At 60.2% G+C, this 23,222-nt stretch carries 15 protein-coding genes; 5 read left to right on the top strand and 10 right to left on the bottom strand.

The annotated features are described in order from the left end of the window. Nucleotides 1–25 precede the first annotated feature (25 nt). Complete coding sequence (locus NHAM_RS05415; RefSeq protein WP_011509607.1) at nucleotides 26–2,482, top strand: glycosyltransferase family 2 protein; 2,457 nt, start codon at nucleotides 26–28, stop codon at nucleotides 2,480–2,482. Nucleotides 2,483–2,484: 2 nt separating this feature from the next. Further along, nucleotides 2,485–4,836: a glycosyltransferase family 2 protein gene (locus tag NHAM_RS05410; protein ID WP_011509606.1), complete on the top strand. Its 2,352-nt coding sequence runs from the start codon at nucleotides 2,485–2,487 to the stop codon at nucleotides 4,834–4,836. 124 nt (nucleotides 4,837–4,960) lie between these two features. Here NHAM_RS05410 and rfbD read toward each other — a convergent pair whose 3' ends face one another. Both rfbD and rfbC read right to left on the bottom strand, forming a co-directional pair. Beyond that, on the bottom strand, nucleotides 4,961–5,875 hold the full coding sequence (rfbD, locus tag NHAM_RS05405) for a dTDP-4-dehydrorhamnose reductase (RefSeq protein ID WP_011509605.1): 915 nt from the start codon (nucleotides 5,873–5,875) through the stop codon (nucleotides 4,961–4,963). Then, on the bottom strand, nucleotides 5,875–6,429 hold the full coding sequence (gene rfbC / locus NHAM_RS05400; protein ID WP_011509604.1) for a dTDP-4-dehydrorhamnose 3,5-epimerase: 555 nt from the start codon (nucleotides 6,427–6,429) through the stop codon (nucleotides 5,875–5,877). Before rfbC ends, rfbD begins: the two co-directional genes overlap by 1 nt. Nucleotides 6,430–6,534: 105 nt before the next feature. Here rfbC and rfbA point away from each other — a divergent pair, with 105 nt between their 5' ends. From rfbA to NHAM_RS05385, 3 genes are all read left to right on the top strand, one after another. After that, nucleotides 6,535–7,410 (top strand): glucose-1-phosphate thymidylyltransferase RfbA, encoded by an 876-nt coding sequence (gene rfbA, locus NHAM_RS05395; protein ID WP_011509603.1) that lies wholly within the window; start codon nucleotides 6,535–6,537, stop codon nucleotides 7,408–7,410. Nucleotides 7,411–7,435: 25 nt separating this feature from the next. Beyond that, nucleotides 7,436–8,503, top strand: a complete 1,068-nt coding sequence (rfbB, locus tag NHAM_RS05390; RefSeq protein ID WP_011509602.1) for a dTDP-glucose 4,6-dehydratase — start codon at nucleotides 7,436–7,438, stop codon at nucleotides 8,501–8,503. Between the two features lie 72 nt (nucleotides 8,504–8,575). Beyond that, nucleotides 8,576–9,877 carry a UDP-glucose dehydrogenase family protein gene (locus tag NHAM_RS05385; protein WP_011509601.1) on the top strand — a complete coding sequence of 434 codons (1,302 nt, stop codon included), beginning with the start codon at nucleotides 8,576–8,578 and terminating at the stop codon, nucleotides 9,875–9,877. Nucleotides 9,878–10,081: 204 nt separating this feature from the next. Here the strand turns inward: NHAM_RS05385 and NHAM_RS05380 are convergent, their stop codons facing one another. From NHAM_RS05380 to NHAM_RS05345, 8 genes are all read right to left on the bottom strand, one after another. Further along, on the bottom strand, nucleotides 10,082–11,296 hold the full coding sequence (locus NHAM_RS05380) for a glycosyltransferase family 92 protein (RefSeq protein ID WP_245270014.1): 1,215 nt from the start codon (nucleotides 11,294–11,296) through the stop codon (nucleotides 10,082–10,084). A 309-nt stretch (nucleotides 11,297–11,605) separates the two neighbouring features. Next, the gene (locus tag NHAM_RS05375; protein WP_011509599.1) at nucleotides 11,606–12,529 is read right to left on the bottom strand and encodes a glycosyltransferase family 2 protein; all 924 of its coding nucleotides are present in this window, start codon (nucleotides 12,527–12,529) and stop codon (nucleotides 11,606–11,608) included. Between the two features lie 15 nt (nucleotides 12,530–12,544). After that, the gene (locus NHAM_RS05370; protein WP_011509598.1) at nucleotides 12,545–14,749 is read right to left on the bottom strand and encodes a glycoside hydrolase family 99-like domain-containing protein; all 2,205 of its coding nucleotides are present in this window, start codon (nucleotides 14,747–14,749) and stop codon (nucleotides 12,545–12,547) included. A 188-nt stretch (nucleotides 14,750–14,937) separates the two neighbouring features. Then, on the bottom strand, nucleotides 14,938–16,977 hold the full coding sequence (locus tag NHAM_RS05365) for a tetratricopeptide repeat protein (protein WP_011509597.1): 2,040 nt from the start codon (nucleotides 16,975–16,977) through the stop codon (nucleotides 14,938–14,940). Then, complete coding sequence (locus tag NHAM_RS05360) at nucleotides 16,977–18,326, bottom strand: HlyD family type I secretion periplasmic adaptor subunit (RefSeq protein WP_011509596.1); 1,350 nt, start codon at nucleotides 18,324–18,326, stop codon at nucleotides 16,977–16,979. Before NHAM_RS05360 ends, NHAM_RS05365 begins: the two co-directional genes overlap by 1 nt. After that, a complete protein-coding gene (locus NHAM_RS05355) occupies nucleotides 18,316–20,550 on the bottom strand; it encodes a peptidase domain-containing ABC transporter (RefSeq protein WP_011509595.1) in 2,235 nt (744 codons plus the stop codon). The genes NHAM_RS05360 and NHAM_RS05355 overlap by 11 nt, the downstream gene beginning before the upstream one ends. A gap of 297 nt (nucleotides 20,551–20,847) precedes the next feature. After that, on the bottom strand, nucleotides 20,848–21,405 hold the full coding sequence (locus tag NHAM_RS05350) for a methyltransferase domain-containing protein (RefSeq protein WP_157043540.1): 558 nt from the start codon (nucleotides 21,403–21,405) through the stop codon (nucleotides 20,848–20,850). A gap of 479 nt (nucleotides 21,406–21,884) precedes the next feature. Then, nucleotides 21,885–22,997, bottom strand: a complete 1,113-nt coding sequence (locus NHAM_RS05345) for a calcium-binding protein (protein WP_011509593.1) — start codon at nucleotides 22,995–22,997, stop codon at nucleotides 21,885–21,887. Nucleotides 22,998–23,222 lie beyond the last annotated feature (225 nt).

Raw genomic sequence — 23,222 nt, 5'->3', positions numbered from 1 at the left:
CGCCAACTGGTCAGGATACCGCCAGATGGTTCTCGGCACCGTCAGTGACACCCAGGCACGCGTCGGATTTTACTCGCATGTCATGGTCGAGCGCATGGCCGCGCAAGCGCTGAACGCTCAGGACTTCCTTGCGGCGTTCAAGTACGCTGATAGACGTTGCCGGGTCGGGCCGCCATCGGCTGCACATTGCTTGGTTCTCCGCGCGGAAGCGAACTGGAGGCTGGAACGCAAGGAGGCGGCCCTGGCCGACCTCGCTGAAGCGCTTCTCGTCGACCCATCCGATCTTGCCGCCAACCGTCGAATGCTCGCCTGGGCTAACGACGATCGACGGCGCACCGCGGCTGCCAGTCTGATCGGCCGTGACAGCAATCCGACGATCCTGCGCGTTGCCATCGAGGAGCTCTGGCGTGCAGGGGATCGGCACTGGGCCGCCTGTTCGGTGTTTGACAATCATGTGACGGGCTGGATCGCCTGGACCAGGGCAAACACGGTCGCAGTCAGCCTGGCAGTTGAAAACGGCACGCTCACCAGCGTTCTTGAACCCAATTCGTTTCATCCGCTAGCCAGCATGGAGGTTCAGGCGACGGCCTTTCTGGTTCGGCGCCCGCCATCGAGAGCGCCGCAAACGCTGACGCTGACATACAACGGCGAGATCATTCAGGTTCGACGGCTGGCTCCCAACCTGTCCACTCCACCGGACATCCGAACCGAAGCGTGCCGCTCAAACACGCCACGACACGACACCTCGGAACCCACCGTTATCGTTCCGGTGTACCGGGACGTACAGGCAACGCTCGACTGCTTTGTCAGCCTCATCAAGGCGCGCGCGTCGAGTGCGACCGGACAACACCCCTTCCGCATTCTGGCGGTTGATGATGCCACCCCCGAACCGGAGTTGCGGCGCTATCTGAACGAGCTTGCTGCCGACGGGGCGATCGATTGTCTCGTGAACGAGACCAATCTCGGCTTCGTCGGCGCGGTCAATCGCGCGCTGGAGAGCGTACCGGTTGGCGACGTCGTGCTGCTTAATTCCGACACCATTGTGCCGCCGAGCTTCGTTGAGCGATTGGCGGCCGTGGCGCATTCCGCACCGGACATCGGGACGGTCACCCCGCTGTCAAACAACGGCGACATCTTTTCATTTCCGACGCCGAACGATCTCAATCCGATGCAAGGCTACGAGAGTATTCTCGAAATCGACCGGGTCGCGAGCATCGCCAATGCCGGTGAGGTCATCGACGTGCCGAGCGGCATCGGCTTCTGTCTTTATATTACGCGCGACTGTCTCGCTGCCATTGGCGGACTCTCGGAAAATTTTGAGCGAGGCTATCTCGAGGATGTCGATCTTTGCCTGCGCGCCCGCGCCAGGGGTTTTCGCAACGTCTGCGCGCCGTCGGTCTATGTCGGGCATCACGGCTCGAAATCCTTCCGGCACGAGAAGCGAAGTTTGGTGCTTCGCAATCTGGAGGTTCTGGACCGGCGATTCCCCGGCTACCGACGGGAATGTCGCGCGTTCGAGATCGCGGATCCGTTACGACCGGCGCGTGCGAGGCTCGATCGCGCGCTGACCTGGCCCTCCGAGCCTTCGGTGCTGATTCTCGGCAACCGACGGGGATTCGCCGCCGTCGCCGAGGAGCGGGCGCGCCATCTCCGTCAGCGTGGCGAGCGCGCGGTCCTCCTGTTGCGGGAACGCGACGTCGTTGATCTCAGGGTCGCCGACGGCAGCAGCCCACAAGCCGTCCGGTTGAGCTTCGGCAGCGAGGCGGCCATTGCCGAGGCTGCCGATATCATCGCACGGCTGCGTCCCGGCCGTGTCGAGATCGTCGAGCCAAATCCGTTGCCGCGGTTGATCGAGTTGATACGGAAACTTGGCCTTCCCATCCATCCGTGGCTGACGGCAGGCGATCTTGGCGAAGCGGTCACCTCGCTTCCTGACGAGACGCCGCTTCTTGCTCCCGGCAAGACCGCCAAGGCGTTTGCGGAGGCTCGCTGGCCCAACCGCAAAATCGTGCTCCAGGATTGGCCAACCCGCCCGCTGACGCTGACGCCGATCCGTGGCGCGAGCCAATCGCTGGCCATCGTACCATCTGCGCCCTCGCCCGCGTCCTTCCGCTTGATGCGACGATTGGCAGAGCGTCTGCAGCAGCGAGGGCCATCCAGATCGATCGTCATCGCCGGCGCGACCTGTGACGATGATCGTCTGATGTCTTACGCGAACGTTTTCATAACGGGCGCGGTCGCAGCCGACGAGATCGGCGATGTCCTGGTGCCGCATAATCCAGGTTGGCTGCTCACGGACTTCGAGGAACCGGCGTTCGGACATCCTCTCATCGAGACCGCAAGACGGGCCTCGATACCGGTGGCATACCGCGACTGGTCCGCCGGATCGGCCAAACCGCGCAAGGGTGATCTTGCCATCCCAGCGGACGCGGACGACCAGGAACTTGTCGATGCCGTTCTCGCGTGGGTCGGGCTATCCTGAACATGGCGCGCGTCATCCGAGCCCGCAAGGAACCGATCGCCAAGCCGAAGCTGGTCAGCCGACTCGCGCTCTGCGACGACGGCACGGTGTCCGGTTTCGTGTTCGATCCGCAGACTCCGGAACGCCACTTTACGGTCGACATCCTGCTTGACGGCCTGGTGCTGAAGACCGCCTACGCCGATGCCTTCGTCCCCGAACTCTCCCGGCAAGACCGGAACGGCGCTTGCGGTTTCGCGGTGACCATCGAGCCCGATCTGCTCCGTGCCGCGCGGCATCTTTCGGCGCGCCTCGCCAATCTCGGGACTTCCGTCGGCCACCCCATCGACCTTGAGAATGACAGCGCAGCCCTGGTCGATCTGCGCCCGACCTGCAAACTGCGTTGGCTGGGTGGCCTGCACTTCCAGGGCTGGATCGACAGCGAAGCCGCCGTCACCCTGGAAGCGATCGTCGATGGAGAATCCGTCGCGCAGGTCCGCGCCGTAGCCTGGGCGCACATCGGCGGCGATACCGAGGGGGACGCCTCGCGCAACATTCGCGCCTTCGATTTTCACGCCCCGCAACGCTTTGCCGACGGGCGTGTCCATCGAATCCTGCTGCGGAAAGAGAATGGCGAACAAATTCCGGCAACGGCTGTCTTCGTTGCATTTCCCGATGGCCTCGCCGGAATGATCGACGTCATCGGCGGTTATGGCGCCGAGCGGTTGCGCGGCAAACTGTACGATCAGCTTATTCCCGCTTCGCTGCCCCTGCACGACTATGCCGACTGGCGCGATCGCTTCCCGCTGCCGGAGCCGCAGCCAAGCCCGCTTCGGCTGGCCGTCGTGATCGCCGGCAGCGCCGGAGCCCAACAGACGCTCTCCACCCTGGAGACGCAAAGCCACGAGAACTGGACCGCGGGCGCGATCGACGGTCAGCCGCTCCTGATCGACAGCGACGCCCTGCTGGAGTTTCTCGAGAACGCCGCATCCGATGCGCGGCACGTCGTCGTGACCATGGCGGGCGTGTCGCTCGAACGCAACGCCTTGGCACGCATCGCCGCCGCATTCGACGTCCATCCCGACGCGGTGGCGATATATGGCGACCTCGACTTTCTCGCTGACGACGGCCGCCTCTGGCCGCTTGCCTTTCCGGCGTTCGATTACGAAAGGATGCTCGAGCAAGGGTATTGCGCGCATCTGTTCGCGGTCCGGCGCGACGCCCTGATCGCGGCCATCGAGGCGCGTCCGGACAACCTCTACCGCCTCTTCAACTGCCTGCTGGATCAGGCCGGTCCGCTGCAAGCAGATATCCTCCACTTGCCCGGAGCGTTGGCGACGATGCCGAAGCTCGACCGGGCAAAAACCGGCTCCCTGCTGTCCGCCGCGAGCTATCTGCACCTGCGGGCACGCGGAATCGATGCGGACATAACCGAGCAGCAAGGCAATTTGTTTCCCGCTGTTCGAATCAAGCGGCCGTTTTCGCAGCAGCGGGTGACCGTGATCATCCCGACGCGCGACCGCGTTTCTCTCCTGCGCCGATGTCTCGACAGCATCGCACCCGCGGTCGAACGCTGTGGCGCCGATATCCTTGTCGTCGACAACGACAGCGCCCATCCGGAGACGATCGGCTTTCTTGCAGATCTGCCGCGACGCGGCATCCGGACATTGCGGATCGAGGGGCCGTTCAACTTCGCAAGGCTCAACAATCAGGCCATTGCTACGCTCGACAGCGACATCCTGTGCCTTCTGAACAACGACATCGAGGCAAGCTCCGATGACTGGCTCGAGGAGATGCTTACGCGCTTGGGCGAACCGGAGGTCGGTGCGGTCGGCGCGCTGTTGACCTGGCCTGGCGGCATCATTCAGCACGGCGGGGTGGTGTTGGGGATGAATTTTTCGGTCGCCCACGCCTTCACAGACCGATTCAGCGGTGACCCGGGCTTTCTCGATCAACTCCTCGTGGCGCATGAATGCAGCGCGGTGACCGCGGCCTGCCTTGCGACCCGACGAAGCGACTATCTTGCGGTCGGCGGAATGGACGAAGCCCGCTTCGCCGTGACATTCAACGATGTCGACTATTGCCTCCGCCTGCGCGAGGCCGGCAAGCGCATCGTCCTGACGCCGCACGCGAAGCTGATCCACGCCGAATCCGCCAGCCGTGGCAGCGACAATCGCGCCAACCGGCGGGACCGGTTTGAACATGAGCTCAATTTGCTCCGTGCGCGCTGGGGCGAGGTGCTCAACGACGACCCGGCCTACAATCCGCAACTGTCGCGCGATGGTGTTCCGTATGGCGGGCTGGCCTGGCCTCCGGGACCACGGGTCCCTCGGTACAATCGGCCGCCGCGCGCCGGCGATCTGCCGTTGGGGTTTTGACGAGGCGCTCGAGCGCTTTCGAGCGAAGACCCGAGGATGGATACCGGTTCGCGTGAAGACGCGCGTCAAATCAAAATCATAGAACCTCTTCTGATTCCATCAGAAGCGGAAAGGTTCTAATCACTCAGCGGCCCGCCAGTTCGCGTTGCCGGGCAACGAGGCTGTCGAGCTCCGACGATAATGCTTCCTGCCAGGTCGGTGTGGTCACCCTCAACCGATCTCTCAAGCGCGACAGGTCGAGCCTGGAATTGCCGGGCCGCTTAGCCCTGGTCGGGAAATCGGCCGTCGCAATCGGAGTGATCATCTCCACGGCGAGCTTCACACCGCGCGACTTCAGCCCGGCGACGATGGCGCTTGCGAAGCCGTACCAACTGGTCTCGCCGGCGCAAGCGAGATTGACCACACCGCCGTTGCGCGCGAACAACCCTTCCAGGTTCGACCCGTTCGACACTACGATGCCGGCAACGGCAGCGGCGATCGCGCTTGCCGTGGTCGGCGCGCCCACCTGGTCGGCGACAATGCGCAATTCCTTTCGTTCACCAGCCAGCCGCGCGATGGTGCGCAGGAAATTGGCTCCGCTCGCTGCGTAGACCCAGGAGGTGCGCACGATCAGATGCGGCCCACCGGCCACCCGGATGGCAAGGTCGCCGGCGAGCTTGCTCGCGCCATAGACCGAGAGCGGGCCCGTGGGACTGTCCTCGCGCCATGGCCTGTCATTCGAGCCATCGAAAACATAATCGGTTGAGAAATGAATCAGCGGCACGCGATGCCGTGCCGACCACGCCGCGATCGCCGCAGGCCCCTTGGCGTTGACGAGGAAGGCAAGCTCGCGCTCGTCCTCCGCGCGGTCCACCGCGGTATAGGCCGCGGGATTGATGATGAGATCGGGTTTGAAGCCATCGAGCGCCTCGGCAAGCGTCTCAGGCTTCGACAGGTCGAACGCGATGCGTGACGGGGCGATGACCGTGCCGCCTTTTTCCAGCAGCGGCCGCAGCGCCCCGCCGACCTGACCGTTGGTACCCGTCAACACGATCCGCATCAGATCTGCCCATAGACCGGAAGGTTTTTTACGTCGGCGAGCAGCGGCGCGCCGGCGTCCTTGGCCGACAAGAACGGTGTCTCCAGGCCCCAGTCGATACCGATCGCGGGATCGTCCCAGCGAATCGAGAGCTCATCCTTCGGACTGTAGAGATCGTCGCATTTGTAGAAGAAATCCGCAGTCTCGGAGAGAACAACGAAGCCGTGCGCGAAGCCGCGGGGGACCCAGAGCTGCCGCCTGTTCTCTTCGCTCAGTTCGACGGCAACGTGGCGGCCAAAATTCGGACTGCCCACGCGCACGTCGACGGCGACATCCAGAACCTTGCCGCGGAGCGCGGTCACCAGCTTCCCCTGTGTGAGCGGATTTTGCAGGTGCAGCCCACGCAGCACGCCTCGGGCGGAGCGGGACAGGTTGTCCTGGATGAACGGACGACTGACGCCGTACTCGGCGTAGCGGTGAAATTGATAAGTTTCGAGAAAAAAGCCGCGCTGATCGCCGAACAGCCTGGGCTCGATGATGATGACTTCAGGGAGTTCGGTCTCGATAACATTCATTTTATGTCACTTCAGATTTATTAACCCATGGTATCACCGCATTGATAACAAACTTGCACACTTAACACTATATGTTATGTTATCACCGATAAGATGTGAGGGGCCATGAAGGGCATTATTCTTGCCGGCGGGACGGGCTCGCGCCTTTACCCGGTGACGACGGTCGTCTCAAAGCAGCTCCTGCCCGTCTTCGACAAGCCGATGATCTACTATCCGCTCTCGACGCTGATGTTGGGCGGCATCCGCGACATTCTGATTATTTCGACGCCGCAGGACGAGCCGTTGTTTCATCGACTGCTCGGCGACGGCAGCGAGATCGGCATGCGCTTTTCCTATGCCACGCAGAAAACGCCGCGCGGGCTGGCGGACGCCTTCATCGTCGGCCGCGACTTTATCGGCTCGGACGCGGTCGCGCTGGTATTGGGAGATAACATTTTCCACGGCCACGGGTTGCCCCGCATGTTATCGGCGGCGTCCGCCCGCAAGAAGGGCGCTACGGTGTTCGGCTACGTCGTCAACGCCCCCGAACAATACGGGGTGGTTGAACTCGACGACACAGGGCGCGCGCGCTCCATCGAAGAGAAACCGAAACAACCGAAGTCCAACATAGCCGTCACCGGGCTGTATTTTTATGACAACGACGTCGTTGAAATCGCAGCCGGCATCAAGCCGTCCGCACGCGGCGAAATCGAGATCACGGACGTCAACAACGCCTATCTCGAGCGCGGCAACCTTTATGTCGAGGTGCTCGGGCGCGGGTTTGCCTGGCTCGACACCGGTACGCATTCCTCGCTGGTCGAGGCCAGCCACTTCGTCCAGATCCTGGAGCAGCGCCAGGGCTTGCGCATCGCCTGCCCCGAGGAAATCGCGCTGCGGCAGGGTTACATCTCGCTTCAGGCATTCGAGAAAGCGGCCGAGAAGAACGGGAAAAGCAGCTACGGCGAATATCTGAAATCAGTTGCCCTTTCATACGAGTGTTGATTCCAGTCCACGGAGGCGATCGGTCATGCGCTTCAAGGCTTCGACCATTTTTGTCACAGGCGGCGCGGGGTTCATCGGTTCGGCGGTGATTCGTCACCTCCTGCACAATACCCACGCCCGCGTGGTCAATATTGACAAGTGCACCTATGCCGCGAATCTCGACTCGTTGCCTGGCACGAACGAGAACCTGAACTACGCCTTCGAGAAGCAGTGCATTTGCGATGGCACCGGCCTGCGCCATCTTTTCGAGAGATACCGGCCGGACGCGGTGATGAACCTCGCCGCCGAGAGCCATGTCGATCGCTCGATCGACGGCCCCGGCGAGTTCATCCAAACCAACATCGTCGGCACGTTCACCCTCCTTCAGGAAACGCTGCGCCATTGGCGCACGCTGTCGCCTGAGAAACGCAAGACATTCCGTTTCCTTCACGTCTCTACCGACGAGGTGTTCGGTTCGCTCGGCGATGACGGCTTTTTCACGGAGACCACGGCGTATGCACCGAACTCACCTTACTCGGCGAGCAAAGCCTCCTCCGACCACCTGGTGCGCGCCTGGCGCGAGACCTATGAACTGCCGACGCTGGTCACCAATTGCTCGAACAATTACGGGCCTTATCACTTTCCGGAGAAGCTGATCCCGCACATGATCATCAAGGGCCTGGCCGGTGAGCCGCTGCCCGTCTATGGCGACGGCAAGAATATCCGCGACTGGCTCTATGTCGAGGACCACGCGAAGGCGCTCACGCTGGTGCTTGAGCACGGCTTGGTCGGCGAGACCTACAACGTCGGCGGCCGTAACGAACGTACCAACCTGCATGTGGTCGAGAGCATCTGCAATCTCCTCGACGAGGTCGCGCCGGGGGCAAGGGGTGCCCGCCGCGAGCTGATCACCTTCGTCGCCGATCGCCCTGGTCACGATCGCCGCTACGCCATCGACGCCTCAAAACTCGAGCGCGAACTCGGCTGGCGGGCGGAGGAGAATTTTGAGAGCGGCATCGAGAAGACGGTCCGTTGGTATGTCGACGAGCAACCCTGGTGGCGGGCGATCCTGGCGCGAGGCTATGCAGCAAAACGCGTGGGGCTCAGCCAGTGACACAACCGGTGATCCGACAGGGAACGGCATGACTTATCTAACTTGCGATCGGCAACCCAGGTTCGTACCACGATGCGCATCGTGATGATTGGGGCCGGCTATGTCGGCCTGGTGTCCGGGGCCTGCTTTGCCGATTTCGGCCATGACGTCACCTGCATCGACAAGGATTCCGACAAGATCGCGGCACTGAACCAGTGCAGGATTCCGATCTTCGAACCAGACCTCGACAAGCTTGTCGAGTCCGGCATCAATTCGGGCCGGCTGAGGTTCGGGGTCGATCTCTCCGAGATCGGCGACGCGGACGCCGTATTCATTGCGGTCGGAACGCCGTCACGGCGCGGCGACGGCCATGCTGATTTGAGCTATGTGCACGCCGCAGCCGGCGAGATCGCCCCGCGCCTGGAGGGCTTTACGGTCATCGTCACCAAATCGACGGTGCCGGTCGGGACCGGCGACGAAGTGGAGCGGATCATCCGGGAGACCAATCCGGCGGCCGACTTCGAAGCCGTCGCGAACCCGGAATTCCTGCGCGAGGGCGCCGCGATCCGCGACTTCCAGCATCCGGACCGTATCGTGGTCGGCACCGAGGACGAGCGCGCCAGGAAAGTGATGGGCCAAATCTACCGCCCGCTTTATCTCAACCAGGCGCCGATCCTCTACACCAGCCGGCGCACCGCCGAACTGATCAAATACGCCGCCAACGCCTTTCTCGCGACCAAGATCACCTTCATCAACGAGATCGCGGACCTCGCGGAACGGGTCGGCGCCAACGTGCAGGAAGTCGCACGCGGCATCGGGCTCGACAATCGCATCGGCGCCAAATTCCTGCATGCCGGTCCCGGCTATGGTGGCTCCTGTTTTCCGAAGGACACCCGCGCGTTGTCGAAAACCGCGCTCGATTACGGCGTGCAGCTTCGCGTTGTCGAGGCAACCCTGACCGTCAACGACATCCGCAAGCGCACGATGTCGCGAAAGGTCGCCGGCGCGCTCGACAACGACATCCGCGGCAAGACCATCGCCGTGCTGGGCCTGACCTTCAAACCCGACACCGACGACATGCGTGAAGCCCCGTCGATCGCGCTGATTGCCGGCCTCCTCGATTTCGGCGCCAAGGTAAGAGCGCACGATCCCGTCGGCATGGAGCAGGCGAAGAAGGAGATTTCCGGCATCGAATATTGCGACGATCCCTACTCTTGCGCCCGCGGCGCACACGCGCTGGTGATCGTAACGGAGTGGCGGCAGTTCCGCGCGCTTGACCTCGAGCGGATCAAAGCAGACATGACTACGCCGGTGATCGTGGATTTGCGGAATATCTATCGGCCGGAAGACGTGCGTTCGGCCGGATTCAAGTATGAGAGCATCGGACGACGATAAGGCGGCATTCGGAACCGGCGGGAACACTGTCGTCGCGTCAAGACGCGTGCAGAGTTCGATACTTTCCGTCGATTCTTCTCGGGAATGGCTCGTCAGGTAAGGCGTCGCATCGGGCGAACATGAATCCGGGTCGGAAGCGCATACCACGCGCACCATGCACGGCACCTGCATCGCAATGCTTAGCGATAAACCGGTATCTTAAGCTCAGAGATGAACGAGCCTCTTAAGCTCGGGCAGGAATTTCAGGATCGTTAAATCCTCGACATCATTCCGGTCTCGAAGCGTAAAGAATTCCATCGCGCGTATGCGCTCGGGGTCACCTTCCCCTAAAGGCCTTCCCCGCTCCCGCTTCTTCAAAAGCTGCTGCCGAGACTTTGTATAGTAATGATTGATCGCCAGCTTCCGGCGCTTTGGAACCGAGCATCGCCCGCCGATCGGGAAAACCTGGGTACCATCTTCCTGGACATAACATCCTAACACAAGAGACTGGTGAGGATGGAGATAGGCCACGATCGCATCAGGACGTACAATTGATTTCATCACATAGTGATCCGGAAAATCATCAGGCGCCCGTCGCGTGAACGACTCGATGCTGAGACCTTGCGGTCTCGCGTCGTGACCGTTGGATCCGAAATTCAGCCAGTGAACCGCAACGGCCGGCGCCGATGAAACCTCTTCCAGAACATCTTTGATGCTGCCGCCCTCGACGGGATAGAGAAACTCGTCGGCATCGATGAAAGCGCACCATTCGGAGCTGTTTCGATAGCTGTCGATCGCGTGATGAAATGCGCGTATTTGACCGAAGTCGCCCTCCACGTAGTGGTACGTGATCATGTCCGGCCAGGGAAACGATTCTATGATCGTTCGTGTCCCGTCGGTGCTTTCATTGTCGTACAAATAAAAGTGGTCGACACCAGCCAGCTTGTGAAAGTGCAGCCACTCAAGCAGATCGTCCGCTTCGTTCTTCATCGCACACACAACAGACAATCCGTGCTTCTTGCGTCTCACTCCGGCATGCAGTTTTCTGGCATCCATGACTCGCAGGAGGCCGGCGAGTTCCCGGCGAAGATTCTCGCTCTGCGGAGCCAGAGCCAGGGCGGCAAGATAGGTGTCTTGCGCCGCCTGGGCAGACCCCATGTTCAAATGCGTTACCGCAAGTCGATGCAGGATACGAGAATCGGAAGGCAGCTCCCTGGCAAGGCGGGTCAGAATTTCCCGGGCTCGCGCAAAATCACACGCCTGCACGAGAACCGCGGCCTTCGCGAATTGATATTCGCTGAAACCGCTGAACTGCTCTTCCAGCTCCCTGACCGACTGCATCAGGTCTTCCGGATTCGGATTGGCGATCCGGCTGGAAAAAAACTCTCTCAATCTTCGCTCGATCTCGTTTACCGAGAGCGCGTCGATATCCAGGTCCAAGCCGAATCTTGTCAGTGTCGCAGTTTCCGTGTCCACCCTACAGCGCTCCAGGCTTGTTCAAAAAACCTAACACCGGCACTCCGGAAATTTCCGCCGGAGCAACTTTGATCTGCTGAAAATGTGACATAATCTTAACAAATCGACGCGGTATTCCAATTTATGTGTGAAACCTGTTCTTGATTGTTGTAAGGTTATTTCGAGGAAAATCAATCAGATCGTTAACGAAGACCTTTGTGCAGTGTTATGGTTATCTCGTCGCAAAGGCGCAAACCGTGTCTTTCGGCGGGGTCCGCGGCCAGCCGGGCAGGATTATCGCCAGTCGGGCGGCATCGTCCATTCATTCCAGTCCACGGTCCGATGATCGGGCTGATAGGGAGCATACAATTGCTTCGCCCAATAGTTGAAGTTCGGATGAAGCTTGATGAACTTGTAGAATGCATCTCCGAAGTTTATGGGACTGAGGCAAGCTCTGTTGATCGGCCGTTGGGCTATCGCGTTCATGCAGTATGACGACATGCAGGCCCTGGTCTCGCTTTCGGCCACGTTGCTCAGGCTTCGAAAGCTGTTCGTCGAATGAAGCCGATACATATAGCGATCCGATTCCACGTATCTGGGCTCGACCACGGTTATGGCGCGTAGCGCGAACTCCCAGTCGTGGCAGTATTTCAGGTCGGACAGCAGTCCGATCTTCCGCAGCAATTCCCGGCTCAACACGAAATTGCCGGTAGAGGCGGCGATCTGCGAATCCAGAAATGACCAGGATAGTGGAGAGCCGGTTATCCGGGCCCGATCGATGGCGTATCGAAGGCTCGTTGGAAATTGGTGAGTCGTTATCGGCCTGCCGCGTTCATCGATCGGTTCGACGGCCGAAAAGCCAAAAAACAGTTTCTCATTGTCATATTGGCTGGCGAATATCCGAATGCGATCCTTTGAAAAGGCATCGTCGGAGTTCAGGAAGAAGATCAAGTCTCCCTTTGCAAGGGACAACGCCCTGTTCCAGGTGCAGTGTGCTCCAAGATTGAGAGGGTTTCTCAGGAGCGTGCAAGACACGAACCGTTTGCTAAAAGACTTCTTTTTGGTGAGCCGCTGCGCGACTTCAAAACTCTTGTCAGGCGAATGATCGTCGATGACAACGAGCTCGATATCCGGAAAGGTCTGTCGATAAACAGTCTCCAGGCACTCTTCGATGTACGATTCATGCCTATAGCAAGCGATCACGACGCTGGCCAACATTGCGGATTCCTCAGCTCAACGTCGAACGATGATCGAGTGATTCGTCCTGATGAGCGCACGGCTTCCCTCGCCCACCTCCAGAACCGCGATCTGGTACTCTCCGTCGGGAATATCGTGGACGAAAAAGGAGAGCTGGAAGCCGAAATAGCAATCCCTGCTTTTCGCTCTCATATACTCCTTGACATCAAAGCGCTCGTGCCAGTCCACGACCAGGCAGTAACCGTTCTGATCCTGCTTTTCTGGGTCCGCGGAGATGAGGATCAGGAAAGCCGTCCTGTGCTTGCTCGCCTCGAAAGCCTCACCTGCACAGACCCACCCTCGTATGAGGACGATCGATCGCGGATCGACCACCACCCGTTCGCTCGTTTGAGAATTGACGTTCTCAATGACGAGCAGTGATTCAGGCGGATTCTCGGACGCACCTTGAGCCTCCGCGGGAATCCCGTTTCGCGTATGCTGCAAGCCCGAATAGGCCATCTCCGATCGATGAAGGGTCGCGAGCAGTTGAACGTGAGTGGCCGCTTCCTTCACCGCTCGCTCCAGCTCCTGCCGGCTCAGGCAGTCCAGCAAATCCGGATTCGAACGGACCTGGGTCGAGATCGGCTCGGACGATGCCACCCTTCTCACCGCCTCCAGAAATGCTCGTCCATACCGCGAGTCCGGCTCCAGGTGGGCCCCTTCGGCCCATTCGTTCCAGGAGTTGATGAAAACGATCGGCTCCGCAAATGCGCTTTTTCTCGCTCGGTTGGCGGCATCCCGCAGCCATACTTCGAACGCCTCCGGACTCGACCTGTTGAAGATGTGCCCCCGTGAACCCTTGCGGGGCGTATTGTCCCAGCGCGGCATAACGGCCGGGAAATAGGGAAAATCGTATGTCTTGCCCAACGACGAGCGCACGGCATCGACATAATCGTAAACCTTACCCGTAAAGCTCGCGGGGGCGCCCAGCTCCGAGAGCGGCTGCTCCATCGTCGAGACGGTATGCGGAGGAAACTCAACTGCGGCATCGCAGTTAAGGTCACGCGGATCAAACTCTCCGAACGTCATGGCGTTGCAGATCAGAATCTCTCCGATTCCCAGTTCCCTTGCTCTTGCGCGCCAGATCTCGAACAGGCGCTGCCTGTCCGGCAATAGCGACGGCCGGTAAATGAGAATGATCTTGCGGCCGTCCACCGTGATGTAACGTTCGTCGAGCAGAAGCTGTGCCATATCGTCGATAAAGCGAACATCGTCATCGAGCGAATGATTTTGTCCGAGCAGGAGTTCGGCATCCGAGCCGTCCCAGCGGCGTGACCAGTTCTCATTCGCCCAGCAAATGCAGAAGGGCAGATCCGGTTCTCCATCCTCCAGAAGGAGTTCCAACGGTCGTTCGAGAAGTCTGCGCCCCTGGAACCAGTACACGTAGTAGCAGAAGCCGTGGATGCCGTAGCGGCGGGCCAACTCGGCCTGTTGCCGACGGGTCTCCGTCAATCTCACATCATAAAAGCCGAGGTCCGCCGGCAACCAGGGAGATTGATGAGCCGGGAACTGAGGACGCATGCGCGAAATGTTGGTCCATTCGGTAAAGCCGGGTCCCCACCATCGGTCGTTCTCCGCGAACGCATGAAACTGGGGGAGATAGAAACAAACATGGCGCACCTGCTTCCCGGCCGGATCCGGAGCAGACGTGACGACCCTGTTATTATTCGGAATCAGCAGATCAGTGTAATCGGCGCTCGAAAATCCCAGTGCGACAACCAGTTCATCGGACGCGATGTTGTCAAACAGCGGAATCTCAAAAAATTCTCCATCGTCCAGGCTGACGCGGAGGTAGATCTGCGTCTGGCCCGGATCCGCCAATGTGTTTCTGAGCGCGCGCGCCAGGCGTCGACGCGCCGCCGGGTTCGCCAGATCGATGCGAAACCCGGGGCGACCGAATGCCTTGCGAGAGCCAATTCCGGTAGGAGCCGCGCGGTCCGTTCTCGTCTCTTCGATCGCATGGGACCCGACACAGAGAGAAAGAGAAACCGATGCCTTGGGCGAGCGCGCATCGACGATCCAGCCGGAGATTTCCCGGCCGGAATACTCCAGTATCGCACCACGCAGGCGCGCGCCCGACTCCAGATCTCCTAGACCAGGATCCAGGAACGAGTTTTGAAGATTTTCCTCTTGTGGAATAGGACTGGCAACGGGTTGCGTGTCCTTCGCAGTCCTGACGCCGCGCTCCGCAATCTTATTCATCGTACCCCGATCTCCTGCTAGAGCGTTTTCGAGCGAAGTGGATACCGGTTCGCGGGAAGAAAACGCGTCAAATCAAAATCATAGAGCCCGCTTCTGACTCCATCAGAAGCGAGAAGGCTCTAGTCCTCGGAACTAGAGCACGGCTCCGCATCCAATCTTCAATGATCGAGCCGCTCGCTGGGCGATGCTCAACCATCGACCAGCGTCACGCCGATCGCATCCAGACGGCGCACCGCCCCTTCGTGGTTTTGCCGCGCGGCCTGCTGATACCAGTGCACCGCCGCGTCCCGGTCTTGCGCAACGCCGCTTCCCGACATCAACGCATCGCCGAGCGCAACCTGCGCTTCCGCCATATCCTGCTCAGCCGCTTTCTCGAACCATTCGACCGCCTTCCCGGGATCGGCCTCGCAGCCCTGTCCTTTTCCAAGCATCACCGCGAGGTTGAACTGCGCTACCTTATGCCCCTGTCGCGCGGCAGCCTCGTACCAGTTCGCGCCCTGCGCGACATCCTGGGCTACGCCTGCGCCGGTGCAATAGATCACGGCGAGCTGAAACTGCGCGCCAGCATGGCCTGCATGGGCGGCTCTGGTCATCCAGGATACCGCTGCCTTCGCATCGCTCACGGCGTTGTTCGGATCGAGATACAGAAGCGCCAAAGTGTATTGGCCCTCGACATGACCTGCGCCGGCGGCACGGGAGAACCACGACACGGCAGCTTCGACATCCACGCTCCCGCCAAACCTGCCCATTTCCAACACACCGAGCTGGAATGCAGCCGGCGCGTGGCCGGCTTCAGCCGCCTCGCTCAACAGTGATCGCACCTGTTCAAGCCGCTCGGTCGAATCGTCGTGGTGAAGCAGGAAAAACGCATAGGCCGTCTTGGCGTCCGGCTCTCCGCCCGAAGCGGCCTTGCTGAGCCATTCTCCCGCCCGCTTGTGATCTCGCGGAACCCCATTGCCCGCCGAATAAAGCCTCCCGAGTTGCAACTGCGCGGCGCGGATGCCGCTTTCGGATGCGCGCTCGAACCATTCGATTGCGGCTTCCACATTGCGTTCGACGCCGGAGCCATTGAGATAGAAGATGGCGATGTTGAACGCGGCGGTCGCATGACCATTCCCGGCCGCGCGCTCGAACCATTTTGCGGCTTGACGGATATTCGGACCGACGCCGGTGCCCGTCGCATAGAAGCGGCCCATGAAAAACTGCGCCTGCACATCGTCCCGCTCGGCGGCCTTCTCGTACCAGACCGCGGCCTCCCGCAAATCGGGCTCGGAGCCTGCGCCGTGCGAATAAAAATCCGCCAGCGCCTGGACTGCCGGAAAGTAGTCCTTGCGCGCCGCCTTGCGCAGTGCGGTTTCGGCCCGGTCGATATCCTTCGCAACGCCATGGCCGTTCAAGCGCAACAGGCCGATGTTGTAGAGCGCGATCGTATCGTCTTGCCTGGCGGCACCCTGGAACAGGCGAGCGGCTTCAGCGGGGTCCTCCGGCAGGCCCGTTCCTTTCAGGTTCATGAACGCAAGCGCAACCTGCGCCCTGACATGATCCTGTTCGGCCGCCTTGCGGTACCAGACCGCCGCCTGCTCGAAATCAACGGGAACGCCTTTGCCTTGATAATGGACGTCGCCAAGCGCGAATTCGGCTGCGGCGCAGTTCTGGTCGGCCGCGGCCCGATACCATGCGAGCGCCGCACGGAAATCCTTCTCGCAGCCGACTCCCTCGCAGTACATGTTGCCAAGGACCGTCTGTGCTTCTGCTTTGCCTCTTTCCGCCGCGACCGCTATCCAACCGAAAGCAGCGTCGACATTCCGCTCAACGCTTGTTCCATGCGGAAACACGAGCTGGTGAATAGTTGACGCTTTGTCGCCGAGCCGAACGGCGGAGGACTGGCGCCACGTTTCGTGGCGACAGGGACCGAGCAGCGGCTTGTCTCCATGTAGAAAGATCAAGCCGAGTTGGAACATGGCTTCGACGTTGCCGAGTCGGGCCGCCCACTCATACCAGACGACGGCATCGGGCACGCTTCTGACGACCCCCTCGCCTCTCACATAGAGCATTCCTATTCGATAGCCCGCTTCGGCCTCGCCAGCCTCTGACGCGAGCTTCCAGAGCTTGATCGCCTCCAGATACTGACGGCGCTCGTATGCAGCCATTCCATGCGCCAGAGGGGCAGCGCGGGATGATGCGGAAGCCGGTCGAAACCACTCGAAAAGCGATCGCGATGAAAGCATCATGGTTCACGCATAGCCTCGTGGAAGCCCTTCAGCATTCCGCCGAGCAGATACATCGCGACGGAGCGGGTTCCGACATTGATGTCCCCCTGAAGGGTCATGCCTGGAATCAGACGAAAATTGCTCGGCACATCCTTGAAATTGGACGCGTCCACCGAGCACCGCGCCTTGTAGTAGGTGTAGTCGAGCGGCTTGCCATCGTCGTCCGTGGTGAACGCGCCCTCGCTGATCCAGCGCACATTTCCACTCGCCGTGCCATGCACCGCCGCATTAAAGGCATCGACCTTCATGGTGCAGGGATCGCCAGCCCGGATAAACCCGACATCGCGCGAAGAGATCCTGATTTCCGCTTCGAGCTTGGTGTCGATCGGCATGAGCGTGATGAAGGGGTCGCCCGGCTTGAGGACCGAACCGACCGAGAGCCGTGCCATCGTCAGCACCACCGAGGGGTCGGCAGCCGTCCAGCGCACGAGATTCTGGTGCTTGAGCGCCTTTTCATAGGTCGCCCTTGCTTCGTCGAGCTTGTTGCGCGTCGTCACCAAATCCTGGCTCAATTGCGCGAACCACTGCTGTTTGAATGCGTCACGGTCGGCGGTTATCGATCCCAGGGTATTTTTCGCCTCGATCAGGCCATTGTGCGCATTCTCCAGTGTCCGCAGCAATTCCAGCCGGGCGTCCTGGGAAATGTACATGTTGAGCCGCGATCCCGTGCCACGCTCGGCAAGCGTCGTGCGCATGGTCTCGATCTTCTGCAAAATCTCGTCGCGCTGTCGATACCGGGCATCGTCGTCACGAAGCTTTTCGATCGTCGCCTGGGTCTCCTTGATCTTCGACTCGAAACTGTTGAGCTGGGCGGTATACTGGGCCACGCGCTGACCGTAGAGCGCCTTCTGCAGGGCAGCGTATTTTTGGAAGTCGGGATCCGGGTTGTCGGCAAATACAAGCGGTTGCTGCTTCAGTTCGGCCTCATCGCGCGCCGCCTGCGCCTCGAGGCTCGCGACCTGCAACTTCGCCTGTGTCAGATCCGCGGACGTGAAGGTCGCATCGAGCGTGGCGAGCAACTGCCCCGTTTCCACCTGCTCGCCCTCGCGCACGTTGATCGTCTTGATGATCGATGGATCCAGCGCCTGCAAGACATTGACATGACCGACCGGCACGATTCTGCCGCTAAGGCTGGTGATGACGCGATCGATCCGCGTCAGGCACAGGATCGCGACGATCGAAACCAGGAACGCGGAGAGCACGAACAGGGTGGCGCGCGCGACCAGGGGCTCGGCGGCCTCCCGAATTGCATCGGTCTCCGACTGGAATTGGCGAACGGTTGCGAGCGAAGCCTGGCTAGGGGACAAGGGTCGGGCTCCGGAGTTTCGGCTTGTCGCTGCGGACCGCGGGCGCGAGATGCGTGTTCTGCTGGTACCAAAGCGAACTGTAGATATCGTTCCGCTCCAGCAACTCCTCGTGTCGCCCGATGTCGTCGACCGCCCCGCGGTCGAGTACGAGGATCGCATCCGCCCTCGTCAGCGACGACAGCCGGTGGGAGATAATGATCAGCGTTCGGCCATTTGCTATCCGCGCGATGTTGCCGTTCACGATGGCCTCGCTATCGGCGTCAAGTGCGCTGGTCGCCTCGTCGAGAATGAGGATCGGCGGATCGACGATCAACGCCCGCGCAATAGCGAGCCGTTGCCGCTGCCCTCCGGAAAGGTTGGGCGATCCTTCATAGACACGGGTTTCGTAACCGCGTGGCAGCTTGTCGATGAACTCCTCTGCGCCCGCCATTCGCGCCGCCTTGACGATATCGTCAAAGGTGGCGTCCGGCACGGCTGCGCAGATGTTCTCGCGAATCGTCCCACTAAAGAGAAAATTTTCCTGCAGCACGATGCCGACGTTCCTGCGCAGGTGATCGACATCGTATTCGCGAACGTCGACTCCGTCGATCTTGATCAACCCGTCATAATCGGAATGCAATCGCTGCAAGAGTCGCGTGATCGTGGTCTTGCCGGAACCACTCTTGCCCATCACACCAAGCGTGGTTCCCCTGGTTACTTCAAAGGAAATGCCGTTCAGCGTTGGCGAGACGGCGCCTTTATACCTGAAGGTGACATTGGAAAACTCCACTCTGCCCTCGATCGGCGAGCGAACGCCATGCCCGGAACGCCCCTCCTCGGCGGGCTGGTTCACGAGGTTGCGGACCGTGGCGACCGCACTACGCGCTTCATCGTATTGATTGATCAGCTGGGCCATCTGCATCAACGGGGCCGATACCCGCTGCGACAGCATCAGGAAGGCAAACAACGCCCCGATAAAGACCGGGTCATCGTTGGTCAGCGCGAGATAAACGCCGACCGCATAAGAACCGCTCACCGCCAGCCGCTCCAGCGGACGCACCACCGCCTGGATCGCGTTTCCGGTCATCCCTTCCGCGAACCGCGCCCTGGCGACACGTGCAACGAGCACATCCCACAAATGGCGCTGCCGCGCATCGAGCGCCAGCGATTTTACCGTCCGAATGCCGTTGAGCGTTTGAACCAGGAACGCGCCCTGCTCGCCTTCCGCGACCAGCACGGCGTTCGACGACTTGCGGTAAGCCGGCAGCATCAGGATAAGCCACCCGACGATCATCGCCGACAGCGCCAAAACCACCAAAGTCATGGTCGGGCTGAAGAAAAACATGACCGGTAGGAAGAAGATCAGCGTCGTTGAATCGAGCACCGTACCGAACAACTGACCCATCAGGAACGAGCGGATGCGGAACACTTCCCGGATGTCGCGCGCGACGAGGCCGACGGCGGTCTGCTCGAAATAATCGATAGGAAGGTTGAGGACCTTTTCGAAAACGTAAGTGGACAGCTTGACGTCAAGCCTGGTCGTCAGGCGATGAACAAGGATTTGCCTGAGAAACGCGAATGTCGCCTCGAAAGCGATGATGACCAGCATCGCCAGGCAGAGCACGTAGAAGGTATTGTACGCGTGATAGAAGATCACCTTGTCCGACAGCAGGCGCCAGAACATGATAGGCGCAAGGCCGAGGAATCCGAGAACCAGCGCAGCGATTGCGACGTCCCGGACGATGCGACGCTCGCGGAATATCAATGCGGCCACGAGACCAAAACTGAACGGCTGCGATTCGTCCGAGATTTCGTAGTTGCGCTTGGCGAGAACGACGTCCCCGGACCAGATATCTTCGAAGCGCGGTTGATCGATCACGAGCAGCGCGTCTTCCGCCGCGTTCGGGTCTCTCAACGCGATACGGGTATTGTTGGCGTCTCCATCGACGCGCAGCAACACCATGTAGCTTCCATCGCGCAGGCCGACGATGGCCGGGAGCGCCTTTTTCAGATGAGAAAGCCCGTCCCAATCGAGCTTAACGTGCTTCGATCGCAGACCGGCCTTCTCGGCGCAGCGGACGAGCTGGCCGGGAGCCACTTCCCGGTCGGTAAGAAGGTTATCCTTGATAAGCTGCGTCGCGGTGAGATCCAACCCGTGCGGTCGTGCGACAATGACCAGACATTCGAGCCCGGACGGATGAATCGGATCAACATCGGCATTCTCGGCGACGGCTTGCGCGATCATGAAAGCTCGGTCTGTATGTTACGATGAATGACAGGCCATCACGACCTCCGAGAGGAACGATAGCCTATTGTTATCGATAACATTACATACGATAAAAGTGACGGAAACACGAACATATAAAACGATAGCCGGTCGCCCGGCGGTGGTTCCGAACCGCATTCACGTAGCAGGAGCGTTTTCAAGCGAAGCATGTCCTCGGGCTTGACCCCGGGGATGGATGCGGTCCGCGTCAAGACAACGCGTCCAAAAACAAAATCATAGAGCCTCGCTTCTGATTCCATCAGAAACGGAAAGGCTTTATGTCAGTGCTTCCTGAAAATTAAAGCCGCTTTCTAACAAAGCCTTCTTGATGGCCGCATCATCGGCCTCGGGCATCAGCGCCAGCGCGCAGACCTCGAAGTTCTCCGTCGCCACCGACACAGTGGGGAAGCCCGCCATCAACAGCAGATTGCCGAGCCGCTCGGCCGTAAATCCGGTGCGATGGGCCATATGCACGTGCCCTTCCTCGATCGCGCGGGAATGGCCGTAAAGCATATCGAGCGGCCTGATCGGGCCTGCCGGAGAATTATAGGCGACGGCCGCAATACCTTGCTCGACGATAAAATGAGCTACGGCTTCGAGATCCGGGCTCATGATCAAAGCGAATCCGTCCAGCTTCAGGATCCGATGGAACTGGCGCAGCGTGGGAAAGATCTCGTGAGCATAGAGATGCTCAAGCACGTGCGACGACCATATCACATCGAAGGACTGCGGCTCGAAGGACGTCTCGATTTCGAGGATCGAGCCCACGACATCGGGTTCGACACCGGGATCGATGTCAAAGCGCACCTCTTTCAGGTCTTGCTCATGTACCATTCGAGCAATTCGTCGCGCGGATCCGGGTCCGGAGCCCGCATTAAGCAAGTGCTTGATACCGGGGGGCAAGATCGGCTCCTAACATCCCGATCGGAGCTATCGGAAACGGGGTGAACAATGCGGCTCCGGGTTGCCGACTATCATCACGTTATCGATGTGGCCTCACAAAGGCATAAATTGCCTCTCAAACCATCTTCACATCACTAAAACTGGAGCGTTACATATTTTGACGGATGCGCTTTGAAACGGCGTTGCCGGCATAAACGTTCGAAGAACGGCGTCGCTTGCGCTCGCTGGTGCGAAGAACAGCGTCGCTTTGGCTTGCCTATGCCCGGCAAAGCATTCTTCGTCAAAAAGATGGGTGCGCCGATCAAGTCCGCGCACGACAACATTGATTCAATGTTAAAATCACAATGATTAAAAGAAAAAGCCCCGCCGGTAGCGGGGCTTTCACAGATGCTGCTCCTCCAGAGGCCGAATTATGAGAGTTTCGGCAGGTTGACGACCTGGTCGCTGAAGTGAAGATCCTCAACTCCACTGACCGCAATCGTCTGGTCATCGCTGAAGTGGAGGGTGTAGGTCGACGTGCTCGAGTCGACATCAATCTTGGCCACATCGAAGAACGAACGGCCGACGAAGTCGACGGAGTCCTTACCATCACCGCCGAAGATAGTCGAGTTGCCGCTATGCGATTCAATGCGGAAGGTGTCATTGCCACCGCCGCCCTCCAGCGTGGAGTTGGCACCCGGTGCTCCACCGGAGAGCAAGAACTGGTCGTTACCTGCGCCGCCCTGCATGACGTCGCCCTGCACGCCAACCAGCGTGTCGTTTCCAGCGCCGCCTATAAGCGTGCTGTGCCCTTCCACATTGCCGCCAGGCCCTTGACCATCGCCAGGCCCCTGACCACCGCCGTGGCCATCCCCATGACCCTGACCACCACCATGGCCGTTTCCATGACCATGACCCCGGCCGCCGCCATGGTCATCATCATGCCCCTGACCGCCGCCCTGCCCCTTCCCGAAGACTTGGTCGTCCGCACTGGCGACGCGCGCGTTACCGCCCGTGCCCGACGCCAGCGCGCCCGACACCAGATAGTCGTTGCCGGAGCCGCCGTCCAACGTGTCGTTGCCGGTGCCGCCATAGATGCTGTCGTTTCCTGCGCCACCAAACAGCGAACTGTCGCCGTGGCCGCCGCGGATCACGTCGTTACCGCTACCGCCGTAGACCGTGTCGTTGCCGCTGTCGTGCAGGTTGATGGTGTCATTGCCCCTGCCCGCAGCGACAAATACGTCATTGTCGCCGCCGGTCACGTTCAGCCTGGCGCTATGGTCATCCAGAATGATCGCCTTCAGATTCGGATTTGTCTCGACGGTCGTCGAGCGAGACACGTCCAGGATCTGGACGGTCGGCGGGACCGCCCCGCCGTGAAACGGTCCATACTCGAACCACCCCCTCGCGCTGCTGTCGTCATCCTTGAATACGCCGCTTTGTTCGAGCGAGTCGATCAGCGCCGATCGCACACCCGCCTCGATGTTTCCGTTATGATGGAGAAACTCGCCTAGCTCGGTCTTCGTCAAGTAGGAAACGGCCATGGCACCCTCTGGACTGGATTCTCAAGAATCATGGCGAAAGCAGATACCCGGTCGACGCCAATCGACACCAATATGCTGCGGCTCGAATGTGCTAAGCTTGAACCAGAGCGAAGTGGTCTCGCCGGCCCCAACGCATCACATATTATGTTAGTATGCATCGCACCATTTGTTATTTGTATGTTAGGTGCGCGAGGCCGCCCAAGTCAAGGGGCAAAAATCACGCGC

It is taken from the genome of Nitrobacter hamburgensis X14 (genome assembly GCF_000013885.1).
GTDB lineage: Bacteria > Pseudomonadota > Alphaproteobacteria > Rhizobiales > Xanthobacteraceae > Nitrobacter > Nitrobacter hamburgensis.
This window is presented reverse-complemented; position numbering and strand designations above follow the sequence as displayed.